Annotated in this window: 20 protein-coding genes; 1 reads left to right on the forward strand and 19 read right to left on the reverse strand. The window is 30.0% G+C overall.

What is annotated here, in order from left to right; translation table 11 throughout:
• Positions 1 to 21: 21 nt before the first annotated feature.
• The 10 genes from purR to ACUV9F_RS06345 form a co-directional block, all read right to left on the reverse strand.
• Positions 22 to 861, reverse strand: a complete 840-nt coding sequence (purR, locus tag ACUV9F_RS06300) for a pur operon repressor (protein WP_446183425.1) — start codon at positions 859 to 861, stop codon at positions 22 to 24.
• A gap of 101 nt (positions 862 to 962) precedes the next feature.
• The gene (locus ACUV9F_RS06305) at positions 963 to 1,958 is read right to left on the reverse strand and encodes an acyltransferase family protein (RefSeq protein ID WP_446183426.1); all 996 of its coding nucleotides are present in this window, start codon (positions 1,956 to 1,958) and stop codon (positions 963 to 965) included.
• A 133-nt stretch (positions 1,959 to 2,091) separates the two neighbouring features.
• Positions 2,092 to 2,349: a Veg family protein gene (locus tag ACUV9F_RS06310; protein WP_446183427.1), complete on the reverse strand. Its 258-nt coding sequence runs from the start codon at positions 2,347 to 2,349 to the stop codon at positions 2,092 to 2,094.
• Positions 2,350 to 2,417: 68 nt separating this feature from the next.
• Positions 2,418 to 3,290, reverse strand: coding sequence for a 16S rRNA (adenine(1518)-N(6)/adenine(1519)-N(6))-dimethyltransferase RsmA (gene rsmA, locus ACUV9F_RS06315; RefSeq protein WP_446183428.1), 873 nt, complete (start codon positions 3,288 to 3,290; stop codon positions 2,418 to 2,420).
• Positions 3,280 to 3,837: a ribonuclease M5 gene (gene rnmV / locus ACUV9F_RS06320; RefSeq protein WP_446183429.1), complete on the reverse strand. Its 558-nt coding sequence runs from the start codon at positions 3,835 to 3,837 to the stop codon at positions 3,280 to 3,282. Before rnmV ends, rsmA begins: the two co-directional genes overlap by 11 nt.
• A complete protein-coding gene (locus tag ACUV9F_RS06325) occupies positions 3,830 to 4,606 on the reverse strand; it encodes a TatD family hydrolase (RefSeq protein ID WP_446184361.1) in 777 nt (258 codons plus the stop codon). Before ACUV9F_RS06325 ends, rnmV begins: the two co-directional genes overlap by 8 nt.
• Before the next feature lies 1 nt (position 4,607).
• Entirely contained in the window at positions 4,608 to 6,611 is a 2,004-nt protein-coding gene (metG, locus tag ACUV9F_RS06330; RefSeq protein WP_446183430.1) for a methionine--tRNA ligase, read from the reverse strand.
• 107 nt (positions 6,612 to 6,718) lie between these two features.
• Entirely contained in the window at positions 6,719 to 7,540 is an 822-nt protein-coding gene (locus ACUV9F_RS06335) for a DUF72 domain-containing protein (protein WP_446183431.1), read from the reverse strand.
• A 7-nt stretch (positions 7,541 to 7,547) separates the two neighbouring features.
• Positions 7,548 to 8,240, reverse strand: a complete 693-nt coding sequence (locus ACUV9F_RS06340) for an NAD-dependent protein deacylase (RefSeq protein ID WP_446183432.1) — start codon at positions 8,238 to 8,240, stop codon at positions 7,548 to 7,550.
• A gap of 9 nt (positions 8,241 to 8,249) precedes the next feature.
• Positions 8,250 to 9,176: a hypothetical protein gene (locus tag ACUV9F_RS06345; protein WP_446183433.1), complete on the reverse strand. Its 927-nt coding sequence runs from the start codon at positions 9,174 to 9,176 to the stop codon at positions 8,250 to 8,252.
• 102 nt (positions 9,177 to 9,278) lie between these two features.
• Between ACUV9F_RS06345 and ACUV9F_RS06350 the strand changes: the two genes are divergently transcribed.
• Positions 9,279 to 10,172 (forward strand): DegV family protein, encoded by an 894-nt coding sequence (locus ACUV9F_RS06350; RefSeq protein WP_446183434.1) that lies wholly within the window; start codon positions 9,279 to 9,281, stop codon positions 10,170 to 10,172.
• A gap of 161 nt (positions 10,173 to 10,333) precedes the next feature.
• Here ACUV9F_RS06350 and ACUV9F_RS06355 read toward each other — a convergent pair whose 3' ends face one another.
• From ACUV9F_RS06355 to trpS, 9 genes are all read right to left on the reverse strand, one after another.
• Positions 10,334 to 11,212 (reverse strand): Ppx/GppA phosphatase family protein, encoded by an 879-nt coding sequence (locus ACUV9F_RS06355; protein ID WP_446183435.1) that lies wholly within the window; start codon positions 11,210 to 11,212, stop codon positions 10,334 to 10,336.
• On the reverse strand, positions 11,209 to 11,997 hold the full coding sequence (locus tag ACUV9F_RS06360; RefSeq protein ID WP_446183436.1) for a TPM domain-containing protein: 789 nt from the start codon (positions 11,995 to 11,997) through the stop codon (positions 11,209 to 11,211). Before ACUV9F_RS06360 ends, ACUV9F_RS06355 begins: the two co-directional genes overlap by 4 nt.
• Positions 11,997 to 12,572 (reverse strand): LemA family protein, encoded by a 576-nt coding sequence (locus ACUV9F_RS06365; protein ID WP_446183437.1) that lies wholly within the window; start codon positions 12,570 to 12,572, stop codon positions 11,997 to 11,999. The genes ACUV9F_RS06360 and ACUV9F_RS06365 overlap by 1 nt, the downstream gene beginning before the upstream one ends.
• Positions 12,573 to 12,604: 32 nt before the next feature.
• The gene (locus ACUV9F_RS06370; protein WP_446183438.1) at positions 12,605 to 13,366 is read right to left on the reverse strand and encodes an ABC transporter permease; all 762 of its coding nucleotides are present in this window, start codon (positions 13,364 to 13,366) and stop codon (positions 12,605 to 12,607) included.
• Complete coding sequence (locus ACUV9F_RS06375; protein WP_446183439.1) at positions 13,366 to 14,016, reverse strand: ABC transporter ATP-binding protein; 651 nt, start codon at positions 14,014 to 14,016, stop codon at positions 13,366 to 13,368. The genes ACUV9F_RS06370 and ACUV9F_RS06375 overlap by 1 nt, the downstream gene beginning before the upstream one ends.
• 270 nt (positions 14,017 to 14,286) lie before the next feature.
• On the reverse strand, positions 14,287 to 15,018 hold the full coding sequence (locus tag ACUV9F_RS06380) for a DUF4811 domain-containing protein (RefSeq protein WP_446183440.1): 732 nt from the start codon (positions 15,016 to 15,018) through the stop codon (positions 14,287 to 14,289).
• Position 15,019: 1 nt separating this feature from the next.
• A complete protein-coding gene (locus tag ACUV9F_RS06385) occupies positions 15,020 to 16,468 on the reverse strand; it encodes an MDR family MFS transporter (protein ID WP_446183441.1) in 1,449 nt (482 codons plus the stop codon).
• A complete protein-coding gene (locus tag ACUV9F_RS06390; protein ID WP_446183442.1) occupies positions 16,461 to 16,916 on the reverse strand; it encodes a MarR family winged helix-turn-helix transcriptional regulator in 456 nt (151 codons plus the stop codon). Before ACUV9F_RS06390 ends, ACUV9F_RS06385 begins: the two co-directional genes overlap by 8 nt.
• 121 nt (positions 16,917 to 17,037) lie before the next feature.
• Positions 17,038 to 18,051, reverse strand: coding sequence for a tryptophan--tRNA ligase (trpS, locus tag ACUV9F_RS06395; RefSeq protein ID WP_446183443.1), 1,014 nt, complete (start codon positions 18,049 to 18,051; stop codon positions 17,038 to 17,040).
• Between the last annotated feature and the right edge of the window lie 100 nt (positions 18,052 to 18,151).

Consider the following 18,151-nt stretch of genomic DNA (forward strand, 5'->3'; position numbering starts at 1 on the left):
TCAACAAAGAGCCTGAATATATTATGAAAAATTATCAGGCGAAACATCTTCTAAATAGGTGCCTTTTTCAACCTGTAATTCTTGTTTTTCAGTATCAATTTTTTTAACTTTAATTAATGATGTAGTTTTTAGATTGGAAGTTTTTACCTTTTGTGGAGATTCAGCAAAAACCGTAACACCAACTAATTCAGAATTGAATTCTTTAATCATACCGTGCATTCCACTTACAGTTCCGCCGCCTTTCATAAAGTCATCTACTACTAAAACACGTGAGTGTTCGGGTAGACTTCTTTTTGAAAGCTCCATCTTTTCAATTCTGTTTGATGAACCTGAAACATAATTAACGCTGACAGTTGATCCTTCAGTTATTTTTGAGTCTCTTCTAACAATAACAAAGGGAACGTTTAAACAAGAAGCAACACTTTGGGCAATTGGAATACCCTTTGTTGCAACAGTCATAACAGCATCTACTTTGTCATTAGCATACTGTGTAGCTATTATTAAACCAATCTTTCTAAGTGTTTCAGGAGATCCTAATATATCAGAAAGGTATACATAACCTCCTGGTAACAGACGCTTAGGATCGGAAACTGTTTCAACCATTTCATCAATAAATTCAGAAGCCACTTCTTTATTAATAGCTGGAGTAAAAATCACTCCACCACCAGCACCTGGCAAAGTTTCAAGAAATCCTACACCACGCTTTAAAAAAGTCTTTTTAACTATTCCTAAATCTTCACTTATTGAAGACTTAGCTGATTCATATCTTTTTGAAAAATATGTTAATGGAATTAGAGTATGTGGATTACTTAAAAGATAGTTCGTAGCATCAATTAAACGTTCGCTTCTTCGTGTTTTCATTCATTAACCTCATAAAATATTACTTTCTCGATTAATTATAAACTATTTTTACGAACTATTCACTCTAATTTTTTGTAATTATCGATAAAAATCGAATAAAACTAATATGCTAAGCTTAGCCAATCAAATTCTTTTAATTTATTTAGTTTTAAGACAACCATTCCAAGAGTTATAGTTTCAATTACAGTTAAAGAAAACAATACTGTGCTTGGTAGATTTAAAAATGCTTGATTTAAGAATAAAAATGAAAATTGACTCAAATACATTACACTACTAATTTTTCTCATTTCATATGAAAATGGTATTTTTATTTCTACTGTTAATAAAAGAGAAAAAATAAAGTAACTAATAATTGGATAAATAAACAATTGATCTGTTGAAATTAATATTTTACTCTTCATAATAAGCTCAATTATCCATAATATTGCAGAAAGTAAAGTTCCGATGATATATACATTTTGATTTTCTTTAATAGTTCTGACATCATCATTTGCAATAAGGTCTCCAATCGCAAAATATATTGGACCAACAAATATTGAAACAGGTAAATACAAAACATTTTTTATGTAATTAATTATTGGATTGTTTATCCTTAAAGAAAAAGTTGCTACTACAAAAAAGATAATTCCGGTAAGAATCAATTTTTGAGTTCTAGATAATCTTTTTAAAACTATAAAATATAATATTGCAGAAAAAATACATGACATTAAGTACCAAGATCCGCTAAACGTCGATTGAAACACAATGTCTAAACAAAGCTTTACAAAGTTGCTCTCAAAAGTACCTGTTGAATTTGCAAACCAGCTTTCCCAAACCCACTTCCAATTAAAAGCAAGCCAAAAAAGATATACAATACCAATTCTTTTTACATAATTTTTTACAATTATTTTAGTGTTTTTAGTATCACTTTGAATTTTTTTACTCAATAAAAATCCCGAAGCAACAAAAAACAAAGGAAATCCTAATCTTCCAATTCCTTGAAATATTACATCATTTAAAACGGGACTTATATCTCTTAAAGCGGACGAGTGAATTCCAATTATAAAAATAGCGGCAATAAATTTCATCAAATCAATGGCATCATAGTTTTTTTTCATAATATACACTCCTCTAAATATAATTTAACTTATATATTAGAAAAATGCTGAAAGCCATTACTTTTATTTAACATTCTTATAAAATTTTTAAACAAAAAAACATCTACCAATTACTTGATAGATGTAGTTTTAACTATTCTTCTATTGTATCTTCATCACTTTCAAAAGTGATGTCGATTGATTTTGTCAATAAGTCAGCATAGCTATATGAAACTCTTTCAAATGAATTCTCGTCTTGATCTAAATCAACAACAAATACTGAATGAAATGTTTCAGCTAATTTTCCTTTACGACGTATAACTTTTTTTCTACCTGCTTGAGCTACAACAGTTAGATTTTCTCCGATATGTTCATCAAGTGTATTTTTGATGTTTGCTAGTGATGTTGGCATATTATCAACTCCCTGGCGAATATTTTATCATATTTTTTTTAGAAAATCAATGGCATAAACTAATTAAGCTATATATCTAACAAGTCAAATAATTCTTTGATTTTATTGATAGAAAGCTGTTCAGCTCTTACATTAGTTTCAACATTAATTTGTTCAAAAGCGTTACTAATTTTAGCTTTTTGTTCATCTGTCCTACCTAATAAGTTTAAAAGGTTATTCCACAAACTTTTTCTTTTTTGAGCAAAACAGGCCCTAACAAACTTATTAAATTTTGCAAAATTTTCAATTTCATATTTGTTAGTTTTCATTTTACTTAATGTTACAACTGCTGAATCTACTTTTGGTCTTGGAAAGAAAGAATTTTTCCCAATCATTAACGAAATTTGCGAATCCATCCTACTTTGAATAGTAATTGTTAATGATCCAAATTCTCGATGTCCTGGAGTTGCAGTTATTCTTTCTGCAACTTCTTTTTGCATCATTAAAACCATTTTATCAAATTCTATTTCTTCATCTAAAAGTCCCAGTAAAATTGGTGTAGTTATGTAATAAGGTAAATTTGCAACTACTTTTATTGATCCACTAATATTTTTTTCTTTTATGAACTCAACTAAATTAACTTTTAAAATATCTTGGTTTATTATTTCAATATTATTATATTGAGATAATGTATCGTCTAAAACAGGTAACAATGTTGAATCAATTTCAAATGCATAAACTCGACCAGCTTTTTGAGCAAGCTTTTCAGTTAATGCTCCAATTCCTGGGCCAATTTCTATTACTGTGTCTGTATCTATTAATTTTGCTGCTTCAACAATTCCATTTATAGCTTGTTCATTAGTTAAAAAATTTTGTCCAAGATTTTTTTTTGCTCGTAAATTGAACTTCTTAATAATTGCATTTGTTCTGATTGGATTGGCTATACTTAGTCTACTCTCCATTATTTCTCCTGTTTATTGCTTCTTTTAATTCTTCAATACTTATATTAAACTGATTTACTTTTTTTAAGAATTGTTTAGAGTTTCCATACCCAATATGGAGCCTATCTCCCAAATATTCTCTAAGTTGTTTGGATTCTTTAAATCCTATTAGTTTTAATTGTATTAGTTGTGATTGAGTTATTTCTTCTTTATATTTTTTCAGTGTAATAACATTATTAAGAGCTTCTATCAAGTCTTCTTTAGACGCGTGCTCAACACCTAGACTATTTCCTGATTTTTTAGGTACTGCTTTTTTTCTAGGTAGAAAGGCTTGCTTTATTTCAGGAATCTGTGAAACGATTTTTTGACGTATCTTATTTCCATTAAAATCAGGATCAGTTAATACAATTGCTCCTCTTTTTTCATTAACTAATTTTATTTGTTCAATAATTTTTTCATCAATGGCTGAACCATTTGTTTCAATTGTATCAATATTTTTAAAAAAACTTCTTAGATGTGTAGTATCTGACTTACCTTCTACAATTATAACTTCATTTATTTCATTCATTTATTTTAAATATCTCACAAGTATTCTTATAAGTTTGAAGAGCAATCTCTTCTATCGATTCATTTCTCAACTTTGAAATTGCTTCTAACACATATCTAGTATAAGCTGGTTGGTTTTGAGAACCTCTATAAGGCTCTGGAGTTAGATAAGGTGCATCTGTTTCTAGTAATAATTTTGTAAGTGGCGTGTTTGCCGCTGACTCATGAACTTCTTTTGCATTTTTAAAAGATACAACACCACTATATGAAATATAAAAATCTAAATCTAAAAACTTATTTAACCAGTCAACATTTCCATTAAAGCTATGCATAATCACCTTAGTATTACTCAAATCAATTGATGTAAATATTTGATAGGCATCATCATATGCATCTCGGCAATGAATAGATACTGGTACGCCTAGTTCATTGGCAAGTTTTAATTGTTCTATGAATGCTTGTTTTTGAATTTCTTTACTGGGTGCATCTTCCCAATGATAATCAAGCCCTATCTCACCAATTGCCACTACTTTTTCATTCTTCAAATTATCTTTTAGATACTGTTTAGCTTTATCATCATATTGATCTGCAAATTCAGGATGCCATCCAATAATTGCGTACATATTATCGAACTTATTTGCTAATTCAATTGCTCCATTATTTAATTCGTAATCAGAACCAACATTAGCAATTTTTATTACATCTAATTCCCTTGCATTCATATTATATTGATTTATATCATTTTGAAATGGCTTATCATTTAAATGTGTATGAGAATCAAAAATTTTTATTTTATCCAACTTCTGCTCCATTTTCGTGTGAATCATCAACTACTAAAAGCTGTACTTTTCCATTTTTTTCTGAAGAAAGTAACATACCGTTACTCATCTCCCCACGAATTTTTCTTGGTTTTAAGTTAATTACAGCTATTACTTTTTTCCCAACTAATTCTTCAAAGTTTGGATAGTATTCTGCTATTCCAGAAAGAATTTGTCTAGGATTTTCGCTGCCATCATCTAATTGAAATTTCAATAATTTATCCGCATTTTTAACTTTTGAAACCTCTTTAATTTGAACGGTTATCATTTTAACTTTTGCAAAGTCATCAAATTCAATTTCTGAAACTTCACTCTGGCTTTTTGCTTTCTTTGCTGCCGACTTACTTATTTTTGCGCCACCAGCTTTAGCTTGTTCTTCAGCCATTTTATTTTTTATATATTCTACTTCTTCTTTAATATCTAAGCGTGGAAAAATTGGTTGACCTTTTTTAATCACTTTTTTACCAACAACAGTTTTTCCAAAGCTAAGTTGATTATCTTTATCTAAATCTAATCCTAGTTGAGTAAATATTTTTGAAGGTGTTTGTGTCATAACTGGAGAAATCATTAAACCAACTAATCTTAATACTTCGGCTAAATGTCCAAGAACTGAAGATAAAATCTTTTTATTTGAATCATCTTTAGCTAAAATCCATGGTTGCGTTTCATCAATATACTTGTTAGCACGAGAAATTAGCTTCCAAACATCATCTAAAGCACTCGGAAATTGGAATTTATTCATTTGTTTATGATAATCACTAATCACGCTTTCCGCTGTATTAACCAACCCTGTATCAAATTCAGTCATATTTTCAACAGAAAGTATTTCACCATTGTCATATTTATTAATCATTGTAACTGTACGATTCAATAGGTTTCCTAGGTCATTAGCAAGATCATAATTTATCTTTTCAACAAAATCTTCAGGTGTAAATGTACCATCATTACCAAATGGCATAGCACGCATTAGGTAATAACGAAGAGCGTCCAAACCGTATTTTTCCACAATCATTTCAGGATAGACAACATTTCCCTTAGATTTAGACATCTTGCCATCTTTCATTAGTAACCAGCCATGTCCAAATACTTGTTTGGGAAGTGGTAAGTCAAGTGCCATCAATATAATAGGCCAATATATTGTATGAAAACGTACAATTTCTTTTCCAACAAACTGAACATTTGCTGGCCAAAATTTTTTAAATAACTGATCATCGTCACTAGTATATCCAAGTGCAGTAATATAGTTTAATAATGCGTCAATCCAAACATATACAACATGTTTAGGATCGCTTGGAATTTGAACACCCCAATTAAAGCTTGTACGTGACATTGCTAGATCTTCTAAGCCTGGTTTAATAAAATTATTAATCATTTCATTCATTCGTGAAGCTGGTTGAATAAATTCGGGATTATCTTGATAGTATTTTAATAATCTGTCTGCATATTTACTCATCTTAAAGAAATAAGTTGGCTCAGTAACTAACTGTACTTCATGCCCTGATGGTGCTTTACCACCAATTACTTTTCCTTGGGCATCTTTATAAACTTCTTCTAATTGAGACTCAGTAAAATATTCTTCATCTGATACTGAATACCATCCGGAATATTCACCTAAATAAACATCCCCTTGATCAATTAACTTTTGAACAATTTTTTGAACTGCTTCAACATGTTCATGATCGGTTGTTCTAATAAATTTATCATTAGAAATCTCAAGTTTTTTCCAAAGTTCTTTGATATCTTTAGCCATCATATCAACATATTCTTGAGGAGACATATTTTTTTCAGCGGCTTTTTGTTCAATTTTTAGCCCATGCTCATCAGTTCCAGTCAGAAAGAAAACATCATATCCTTGATTCCTTTTATAGCGTGCCAAAGTGTCAGCAGCAATAGTTGTATATGAATTTCCTATAGTCAATTTTCCTGATGGATAATATATTGGTGTGGTTACATAAAATGTTGGTTTTTGGTTAGTCATAACTGGCTCCTTCAATAAAAAAACGGGAATTTAAATTTTCTTCCCGAGTTCTTTAATTCCTATATAAAGTATTGAAATTATAGCATAAATTTACATTTCAATAAACGTTACAATAGTTCAATTTGCTCTACTTGCATATTTTTAGGTTTTAAATTCAATATTTTTTGAAACTTAATAGCATTTTTATTTGCATGTAGTCCACCATTATTATTAAAAATGACGACTACTTTTTTAACATTTTTTGAAACACTTTTAACTTTTTTTGCTAATTGTTCTAGTTCTTCGTCTGAATAGTCATAATTAGTTCTACTACCCGTTTCAAACCCAAGTGGTGCGAACCATCCGTTTGTATTTCTTCCATGAAATCTAAAAAATCCTAAGTCATTATTTGTTACAGTTATATCAAACGGGATACATCCATCAGTTATCTGTGGTTCATCAACCATTGCTAATGTGACTTTATTTTTTTTAATAAAATTTATTGTCCGTAAGTAGTAATCTTTTGAATACCAACTTTTGTGTCGAAACTCAACTATTAAAGGCAATTTATGCAACAAATTAAATATTGTTGACAAGTATTCAATATTTTCTTTTTTTACGTCAAAAAAAGGAGGAAACTGTAACAATACACCTGCTAATTTATTTTTTAATGGTACAAGTGATTCTACTAACTTATTACATTGTTCTTGAATCTCAATTTCTGAAGCATCTGCTTGTTTAGTAATTTCCTTACTCGCTTTTACAATAAAATCAAAATTTTCGTCTACAGTTTCTGACCATTTTTTTACTACTTGAGCATTTTTTATTCCATAAAAAAAACTATCAACTTCTACACAAGAATAAAAACTTGCATAATCCTTTAAACTAATAGTTTTTTTATCAATTAAATCTGGATGTTTTGCCCAATTTGTTAATCCAATTTTAATCATTATTCACCTATTTTAATTTTTCAAATATATCAACTGCATCAGCAACAATCATCTCTATATTATCATCATCACTAATATTCTCCTTATTAATAGCGATAATTTTTGAGTTCTGATTCCTATACTGTAAAAGATTGGCAAATGGATATACTTTAAAACTTGTTCCTACTATAACTATTAAATCAGCCTTACTAATTGCTATAGCTGATCTTTGTATTGCCTCTGGTTTTATTGATTCACCATATAAAACAGTTGTTCCTCTTAAAATTCCACCGTCTTCTTTATGATGATAATCTTTAGGATATTCATGATAATCAACTTGTTTGCCACACTTTGTACAATAAGTTTTATACAGATTACCATGAAACTCAACTAAATTTTTTGTTCCAGCCTTTACGTGAAGATTATCAACATTTTGAGTAATAACCATTCCTTTTTCATTAGTAATATCCGCCATTTTTTTATGGATGATATTAGGAAGAGCATCAGGAAAGTACATATTTTTCATTACAAATTCATAAAATTTTTTTGGATTATTTATAAAATTATCATGACTTAACATATATTCTGGCGTTTCATCATCACTAGTTGTATATAATCCTTTTTTTGATCTATAATCTGGAATCCCAGAAGCCGTTGATATACCTGCTCCAGTTAAAAAAACAATATACTCAGCTTGATCAATTTCATTTTGAAGTTCCATAGTTATCTCCTATCTAAGTAAATATTCAATATGGTAACTATCTAAAAAGTCTAATAAAGTCATCGAATATAATTCTTTAAAAAAATCAGGTATTTGTTTATTTACGGGTATTTCAATAATGCCTGCATTCTGATTATTATTTTTTGTCAATAAAATATATGGATGTGTATTTTGCTTATTCACAAATTCAGTATGCAATACTTCAAATATTTGATTAACTTCTAATCTTAATTGTCGCTTACTAAAGATTGGAGTTAATGTTGTAAATTGATTATGCATTAAATCAATATAACCAATATTTTTAACATTCCCATCAAACGTATTAAATAGTCTAACCAATGCACTATGATGTTGCGTACTATTTTGAATATCTCCTATCACTTCATTTAATCTCTTGGCTAAATCATTAGCAGTTATATACTTGCTATCATAAATATCATTGTCTAGCATAATTAGAGTTCTATACAAAATTAACTGTTCATCACTTGCATTTACTTCGTCAGCGGCCAGCATCTCTTTTGCCCCATAATTAATAGACTCTTGAATATCTGTTGTTATGAATTCATTAGACAGTTCCCAATTTTTTATTAATCTATGGTCTATAACAGTTTTTAAAGAGACTGCTGTAGCTTGAGCTTGTTGGTTAAAATTAGCATCACTACTATAAAGATTAAAATTTAATTTCGTAAAATCAGAATAATCCAACTTAATATGAAATAACTCGTGAGCAATCATATACTCAATATTTGGAGAATTTTTTATCTCAATATTAATAACATTTCCACTAACTTTATGTTCAGACTGGCTCAACTCGATATATGGAGTAGTTCTTTCATTTTCAAAATTAATTATTATTTCTTTTTGCGCCAATTCAGAAACTTCTTTAATTAAATTTTGTAGCTTATCTGATAAATTATTAATGACAATCCTTTTCATTCTAAATACCTCTTTTTCTATGCAAATTATATCACTTAGACTATAATTTTCTTTAATGAATACGGGGTGAATTATTCTTATCCTAACAAGAGGTGGACAATAATGACTAACATAGCAATTTTAACAGATAGTTCTTCTTATCTAACTAATGATCAAATCAAACAAAATAATATTGAAATTCTACCGATTCCTATTATATGGGATAACAAGGAATATCTTGATATGGTTGATATTTCATTTGATGATTTTTATAAAAATTTAATCACAAAAAAACAATTACCGACTACATCAACTCCATCAATTGGTGCATTAGAAAAAAAGATTGATGAGCTAAAATCAAAGGGTTTCGATGAAATTATTGGAATTTTTATTTCAAGTGGAATAAGCTCATTTATTTCAAACGCTAAAACATACGCACAGCAAAGAAAAGATATTACATTTAGAGTTTTTGATTCTCATGTAACTTGCGCTGGACTAGCTAATATGACATTATTGGCTTCAAAAATGGTACGTGACAATCATAATAGTGACGAAATATTCGAGGCATTATCCCAATTAAGAGACACTACTAACGTTCGTTTAATTGTTGACGATTTAAAGCACTTAAATAGAACAGGTCGTTTGAGTAATGCTGCAAGTTTTATCGGTGGAATTTTGAATATAAAACCAATAATTGGCATGGATGTTCAAGAATCAGGTAATGGTAAATTATCAGTAATTGAAAAAGAGCGCACTTATATAAAAGCATTTAAAAAAGTACAACAAGATGTCTCTAATCAAATTAAAAATAAAAATTATAAAGTAAGAGCAACTATTATTGATGCTCACGATCCAGAAAAAAGTAACGAATGGGTAACAACATTCAAAAATATTTTTCCAGATATGGAAGTTGATACAAGTATCATTGGGCCAGTGGTTGGAGTCCATACAGGACAAGGTGCAATCGCAGTTATCTGGTCTCAAGATTGGAAAGAAATAGCCGAAAGTTATAATTGAAAGAGCCATGACAGAAGTTGCTTAACAATTGAGCATTAAAAAGATAGCCAGTAATCATATGTCCATGATTACTGGCTATTCATTTTTAAGCGAAATTTGCTGACTTATAGAACATTTCGAATTGAAACGTTCTTACTAAATTGTAGTATTTAATACTTATGTCACATCCCATTTATCTTATCTATCAAATATCCTTCTCGAACACTTGCTTTTATTGTAGTTACTTTTTGTGGTTGCGAATATCTAAGTAGTTCACTAATAATACTAATTCCGCCATTTATAATATCTATTGTCCCTGATGGAATTATTGCAAGCTCATTCATTTGATATTTACTCATCTTTTGAAGTCTAGATATCTGTAAGTTCAAAGCATCGGTCTTAATAAAATCTGAATTTTGAGCCATCTTAAATAAAACAATGCCCGCTCCACCAAGTAATACTAAAGGTTGTCTAAAATCTTTTAGCCAATCTAATTTTTGTAGATGTCTTCTGATTTCTGTTTGTGCTAAGTTTTGCTCGTATTTATTTATTGGAATATCAGTAAAAAAATTGTTTGTTATATTTACGCCACCAATTGGTACGCTAGTTTTTCCAATTATTTTTTTATTCTTCACACCGATTAGTTCAGTCGATCCGCCACCAACATCTGCAATTAATAAATCAGAAATACCTAATTTATTTTCTACTGCCAAATAGTCATAGTAAGCTTCCTTGTCAGAAGAAATTATTTCTATTTTAATATTAGTGCTTTTTTGCACTTCTTTAATGAATTCTTCTTTATTATCAGCACTACGAACCGCCGCTGTAGCTATTGCATATAATTTTACATTGGCATTAATTCTATTCAAAAAGTCATTAATAATATTAATGACTTTTTTGATTGTCTTTTTTGATACTTCTTTTTCTTGTCCAAGATCTTCAATTAATCTTAAAGGTATTCTTTCAAGCAATTCTTCTTTAAAGGTTGTAGAGTTCACAGAAAATTCAGCGGTTCTTATAGCGTTAGAACCAAATTCAATTATCGCTATTTTTTTAATCAAATCGAAGAACCTCCTCCTCCAGAACTTCCACCGCCGAACCCTCCAAAACCACCGCCTGAAGAGCCGCCACTTCCACTACCAAAATATCCACCCATTCCTGTACCTACATACGTACCTCTTCTATAATAGCGTCCTCCTGGACCTGATGATCCTCCACCATTAAAGAATAATGCAATGAGAATAATAATAACAAAAATAACTAAACTTCCCCACGGGTTATTGTCATTACCAGATTCTTCTTTATTTTTTTCTTTAGTCACCTTATAGCCGTATTCTTTATCTATTAACGTAGTGACAGAATTAAATACATGTTGTAATCCATAATTTATTTTTTGAGTATCGTTTGACTTTAAATCGTTTTTATATTTTTGTAGAATTTGTCCAGTTTGTGCATCAGTTATTGCACCTTCTAAACCATATCCTACTTCGATACGAACATTTCTCTGCCCATTATTTAGAGCATATAAAATCAGTACTCCATTATTATATTTTGAATTACCTATTCCCCAGTTTTCAAATAAGTCAGGAGCATAAGAGTCTATACTATCGCCATCCGTTGACTTAATAGCTGCAACAACAACTTGCGGCTTTTTCTTAGTTTTTTGATAATTTTCTGAAGTTTTTTCTACTAATTCTTTAGTCTTATCATCTAATATATTGGTTTCATCATAATAATAAGAATCAGGTCGTGATGGTATTTGTGCATAAACTTTTTTTCCACCAATTGCTAATACAAACAAATAAACTATTAAAAATGTTAAAAGAATTGATCTCTTTTTCATCATTAATTATTGAAGTCTACTTTAGGAGCTTCTTTTGCACTTTCATCTGCTTTGAAGTAACTCTTTTGGTGGAAACCAAACATCCCTGCAAACATGTTTTTAGGGAAAGTAATAATAGACTTATTATAATCAGCAACTTTGTCATTATAACGTTTACGTTCTGTTGCTATTCTGTTTTCTGAACCTTCTAGTTGAGTCATTAGTGTAGATACATTCTCACTTGATTTAAGTTGAGGATAGTCTTCTCTAATAACATTAATCAAAGTACCAACTGATTGATCAAGTTTTGCATTTGCATTTGCTTTTTCTTTAGTTGTATCAGCTTTATTATAGTTTTGGCGAGCTTTAGCAATATCTCCAAATACATCTTTTTCTTGCTTCATGCTTCCTTTAACTGAGTTAACTAAATTGGGGATCAAGTCGTATCTTCTTTGCATTACATTCTCAACTTGGCTCCATTGTGCATCAACTTCTTGATTTCTTTTTGCTAGGCCGTTATACGTTGAAATAGCAAAAATCACAATAATTGCAACTACTGCTCCAATTCCAATCCATATATTTCTTTTACTATTACTCATTATTATTTCTCCTTATTAACGAATTGCTATTATTATAGTACAAGTTGGCTTTTATCGTTATAAAATTTCTTATATGCAAAATAACAAGAAATTACAGAAGCAATACTTGTTGCTGAAAGTAGCATAAACGTTACCATAATCTGGTATTTAATAGCTTTGACTGGATCAACTCCTGCAAATATTAATCCTGACATCATCCCTGGCAGACTTACAAGTCCTACCGTTTTAGCAGAATCAATTGTAGGAGACATTCCTGTTCTTATACTATCTCTTAAAATATCCATAGAAGCTAGTTTAATGTTTGCTCCAAGGGCTAATTTTTCAAGCACTTGTTGATGTCTATCTTTAAAAGCAGCAATCATATTACGATAACAAAGTCCAATTGCAACCATTGAATTACTGGCAATCATTCCAGAAACAGGAACTATTTGTTGTGGAATAAACCTAATGGATCCAGAAGCAACTAATACACCAATGGTAGCTCCTGTACTTGTAACAATTGCAAGTAATGAAGTCCAAAAGATATCAGGAATTCCAGCACCACGTTTTTTTGCATTCCAGGCTGCGTTAGTAACTATTATAATCATCATTGCTAGTGTCAAAATTACATTGTTTGTACGAATAATATATTTTAATATATATCCAACTACAAACAGCTGGATAATCGCACGAATAACTCCAATTATTATATCTTTATCAATACCTAACTTTTCCTTATAACCAAAATATAGAGCTACTAAAACAAGTACAAATGATAATGCTAATGATAAGTTGTTAACTGCTAAATTTTGCATTATTTTCCCTCCACAATTTTTCCAGATTCAATATTTACAATACTTTTTGAATCGTTTAATTCACTTTGATCATGAGTAATTGCAAGAACAGTAACGTCGTGATTTTTATTTAAATCTGTTACTAAATTATGAATTATTTCCTTATTATCCTTATCTAGACCAGTAGTTACTTCATCGAGAATTAATACACTAGGCAAGAACATAAGATTTCTAAGTAATGCTATTCTTTGACGTTGACCACCTGATAGATCAATTACTTTTTGATTTATGAAATTCTTATTTAAATTAGCCATCTCTAGTTTTTGAATCAGTAACTCATTATCTATCTTTTTATTTCTAACCTTAAAAGGAAATTCAAGGTTATCCTTAACAGTTTCACCAAATAAAGTCGGTTGTTGAAAACAATAAGAAACTTCTCTTCTATACTCAGTAGGTTCATAATCATTAATATCTTTATTTTGATATAAAATTTCACCACTGTTTGGACTAATCATATTGGCAATTAATCTCATAATTGTACTTTTACCAGAGCCAGAAGGACCTGAAAAGGTTAAAAAATCGCCTTTATTTATTGTCAAATTAATATCATCTAATATTTTAGAATTATTTACAGAATAATTAACATGATTTAGCTTTATTATTTCAGTCATAATTTACTCCTAAAGGATATTTATAATTAAATTTATCATAAAAATATTCAAATTGGAATGATTCTAAATAAAGTTTAAGCACTGATTTCAAAAAAAGAATATGACATAAGTATTAAATACTTCAATTAGTACGAACGTTACAACTCAACGCGATCCATAAGTCAGCAAATTCCGCTAAAAAAAGAATAACCTGTAATCACATGTTCATGATTACAGGTTATTCTTCCTTAATGCTCAATTGCTAAACGACTTCTGTCACAGCTCGTTTAATTAATCATTTTTTAAATTTTTTATTAGTTCTTCCATTTTCATCATCTGGAATTGTTGTGTTGCATCATTAACTATTCTATTTTTTTGATCTTCTGTCATTTGAGGATTTTGCATCATTGCAGTCATTACAGCTTTTTGAACATATGATTTTCCCTCAATTTTTAGCTGTGCTTGATAATTCTTATCTTTCATTTTCTTCTGTAATTCTTGTGCCTGATTAGTTGATAAAACTAACCAATTTTTATTTACATAGAAAACATTTTTTCTTGAAACAAATTTATGATCATTTCCTGATATTCCAAATACAAATTTCATAAATTCAGATTTATATACTCGATATTTAGATTTTTGCACTAGTTTGTCAGCACCTGTTGTTGTTACCACTTTATTACTTATACTTATATTTGTGTCTACCTTTGTATATTTTGGTTTCTTTTGATTCTTATCTGTTCTATAGATATATACATTTTCTTTTCCCTTTGTTCCAACAGGTTTATACAAAAGCATATTCATACCTTTTTTTGGCGAAGCTGAAACTAAATCTACTGTTCTTTCTTCAGTAATTGTCTTCATTCCAAAATGATTATGATCATTCATCATCATTAATGAAATATTTCCAATTACCAATGCAAAAAACAAAATTCCCAACATATTACTAATTGTTTTATTTTTGATGTAAACAATACTAATAAAAGCTAGAAGGACAAAAAGTATTAATGTAAATATAATCATCTTACTTTACCCCCTTGGCATTTGTATTTTTTAATATAAATGTTAAACAAACAGCTATTATACAAAATAATATAGCTACCATAAATGCTGCATGGTATCCAGTAAGTGTAGCATTTATTGCATGGTCTTTATATACCAAAGGCATTTGTTTTAGTAAGTGCTTTCCTGGCATATTATTCTTTGTTACATTTGAAAGAACACTAATTAATATAGCTGTTCCCATTGATGAGAATACTTGTCTAGTAGTATTGTTTACAGCCGTTCCGTGACTAATTAGATTGTTAGGTAACGAATTCATACCTGATGTTGTCACAGGCATCATAACCATTGAAATACCAAACATCCTAATTGCATACAAAACTGTTAAATAAAGTGTTGAAGAATCTTTTGTTAAAAAGACAAATGGTACAGTTCCAATTGTTAGAAATAACATACCTGTAATTGCTAGTCTCTTTACACCAAATTTATCAAAAGCTCTTCCTGTAATGGGACTCATAATTGCCATCATAACAGCACCACCAAGTAATGCTAGTCCCGAATGAAATGCTGACAATCCTTTAATAATTTGCAAATACATAGGCAAAATCATTTCTACACCAACCATCGCCATATTTGTTACTGATGACAATGCTGCAGCAATTGTAAATTCACGTGATGTAAATACACGTAATTCAAGAAATGGCTTGTCCATGTGTAATTGACGATATCCAAATATGACAATAAGAATAAGTCCACCAATTATTGGTAAAATGACTTCCATTGATGACCAACCTTTATCACCTACAGTTGAAAATCCATACAATAATGCTCCAAAACCTATTGTTGATAGTATAAATGATGTGACATCAAGTTTTTCCTTACGTGTTTGTAAAACATTTTTCATGAAGAACATCGCTAAGATTATAACAATTACCACAACTGGAATAATCATTCCAAACAAATCTCTCCAAGTCATATTATCAATAACCCAACCCGACAAAGTTGGTCCTATAGCAGGTGCTACACCGATAACAAGTCCCGCCATACCCATTGCAACTCCACGCTTTTCAGGTGGAAAAATTGATAGCATAATTGTTTGTAAAAGAGGCATTGACAACCCAACACCAACAGCTTGTACCAAGCGACCGATCAACATTGTAGTAAAATTATCGGCAATAAAACAAATAATTGTACCAATCAAAAACGTTGTCATTGCTCCTAAATAGAGCCATTTAGACTTAAATCTTGTAATTAACCACGCACTAACAGGTATCATAACCCCATTTACCATCATGAATCCTGTTGTCAACCATTGAATAGTTGATGTTGAAACATCAAAATCTTTCATTAAGGTTGGAAATGCTGTTGATAAAATTGTTTGATTTAAAACAGTACAAAATGAACCAATCAACAAAACAATAACCATTAATGTTCGATTATAATGTTTTCCATTTATATCTGTGTTATTCATTATTTTCCCTCCATTTTTTAACCATTGAATCCACTTTAAATTTTTCAGAGTCAATAGTTGCTTTATCTAAAAGTTCACCTAAACGATCTCTTTCGTTTTTTGTTAATTCAGATAAAAGTTCATCATCCCAAAAATCTAAAATACTTTTAAATTTGTCATTTGCTTTTTGACCTTCACTAGTTAAAAGTACTTTTTTAAGACGTTTATTTTCTGGATTAACTTCTCTTTTAATAAGATTTCTGTCTTCCAAGCTCTTCAAACTTCTTGCTACACTAGCTTCATCAAAACTAGTCACATCTCTTATTTCTTCTTGACTAACCCCAGGTTTATGATCTGCAACCGCCAAAATAGCAAGTTCAATTACTTTGTAATTATGTTCTTTAGCTATTTGTTTTAAGAACATCCCTTTTTGTCGAGCAAGGAAGAATATTTTTTGTCCTATTTCCAAATTATTATCTCCTTTTAGAAAACATAGACTATTTTACTCTGACTCTTGAAAAAATCAAGAATAATACTTGAAAAAATCAAGAATGCGTTTTCAATAAAAAGAAGCCTATACAGGCTTCTTTTTAAAAATAATTAACACCAATAGCATTTCTAACTTCATCTAAAGTTCTATTAGCTACTACATTTGCTTTTTGGCTACCTTGTTTCAACATTTCATATACTGCTGGAATATCTTTAGAAAACTCTTCTCTTCTTTTTCTAATTGGCTCAAGCTCTGCTTGTAATACGTCATTTAGATATCTTTTAACCTTAACATCACCTAATCCACCGGCTTGATACCGTTCCTTTAATTTAGCAACTTCTTGTTTATCTTTAGCAAATACATCTAAATACGTAAATACTGTGTTACCTTCAATCTGACCAGGATCTTCTACTCTAATATGATTAGGATCAGTATACATAGACATAACTTTTTTTTGAACTTCATCTTCAGAATCTGCCAGATAAATTGCATTTCCTAAAGACTTGCTCATTTTTGCATTGCCATCTAATCCTGGCAAACGTCCTTGTCCAGCAGGAGGAAATATTCCTTTTGGCTCTATAAGAACTTCTTTGTTGTAAGTATGGTTAAAAGAGCGAACAATTTCTCTTGTTTGTTCAATCATCGGTTCTTGATCGTCACCAACAGGAACTGTGTCTGCCTTAAAAGCTGTAATGTCGGCTGCCTGACTGATTGGATAAATTAAAAATCCAGAAGGAATGCTTTGACCAAACTCTTTTTGTTTAATCTCTGCTTTAACTGTTGGATTTCTTTCAAGTCTTGAAACACTTACTAAATCTAAATAATACATTGTTAATTCATTTAAAGCCGGAATTTGCGATTGAACAAATATCGTTGACTTATTCGGATCTAATCCCACCGCTAAATAATCCAAAGCAACTTCTATTAAACTATTACGAATTTTTTCAGGATTTCTTGCATTATCAGTTAACGCCTGCATATCGGCAATCATGATGTTAGTATCATAAGTTCCTTCATTTTGCATATTAACTCTATTTTTTAATGATCCAATATAATGACCTATATGTAATTTACCTGTTGGTCTATCGCCTGTTAATATTGTATGTTTTGTCATAATAACTACCTCCTAAATTAAAAAAGCATCCTATGACTAATAGGACGCTTTACCGTGGTACCACCTGTTTTTGTAGAAATATTACTCTACCTTAATTAGC

The organism is Daquilactobacillus linshuiensis, from assembly GCF_052828685.1.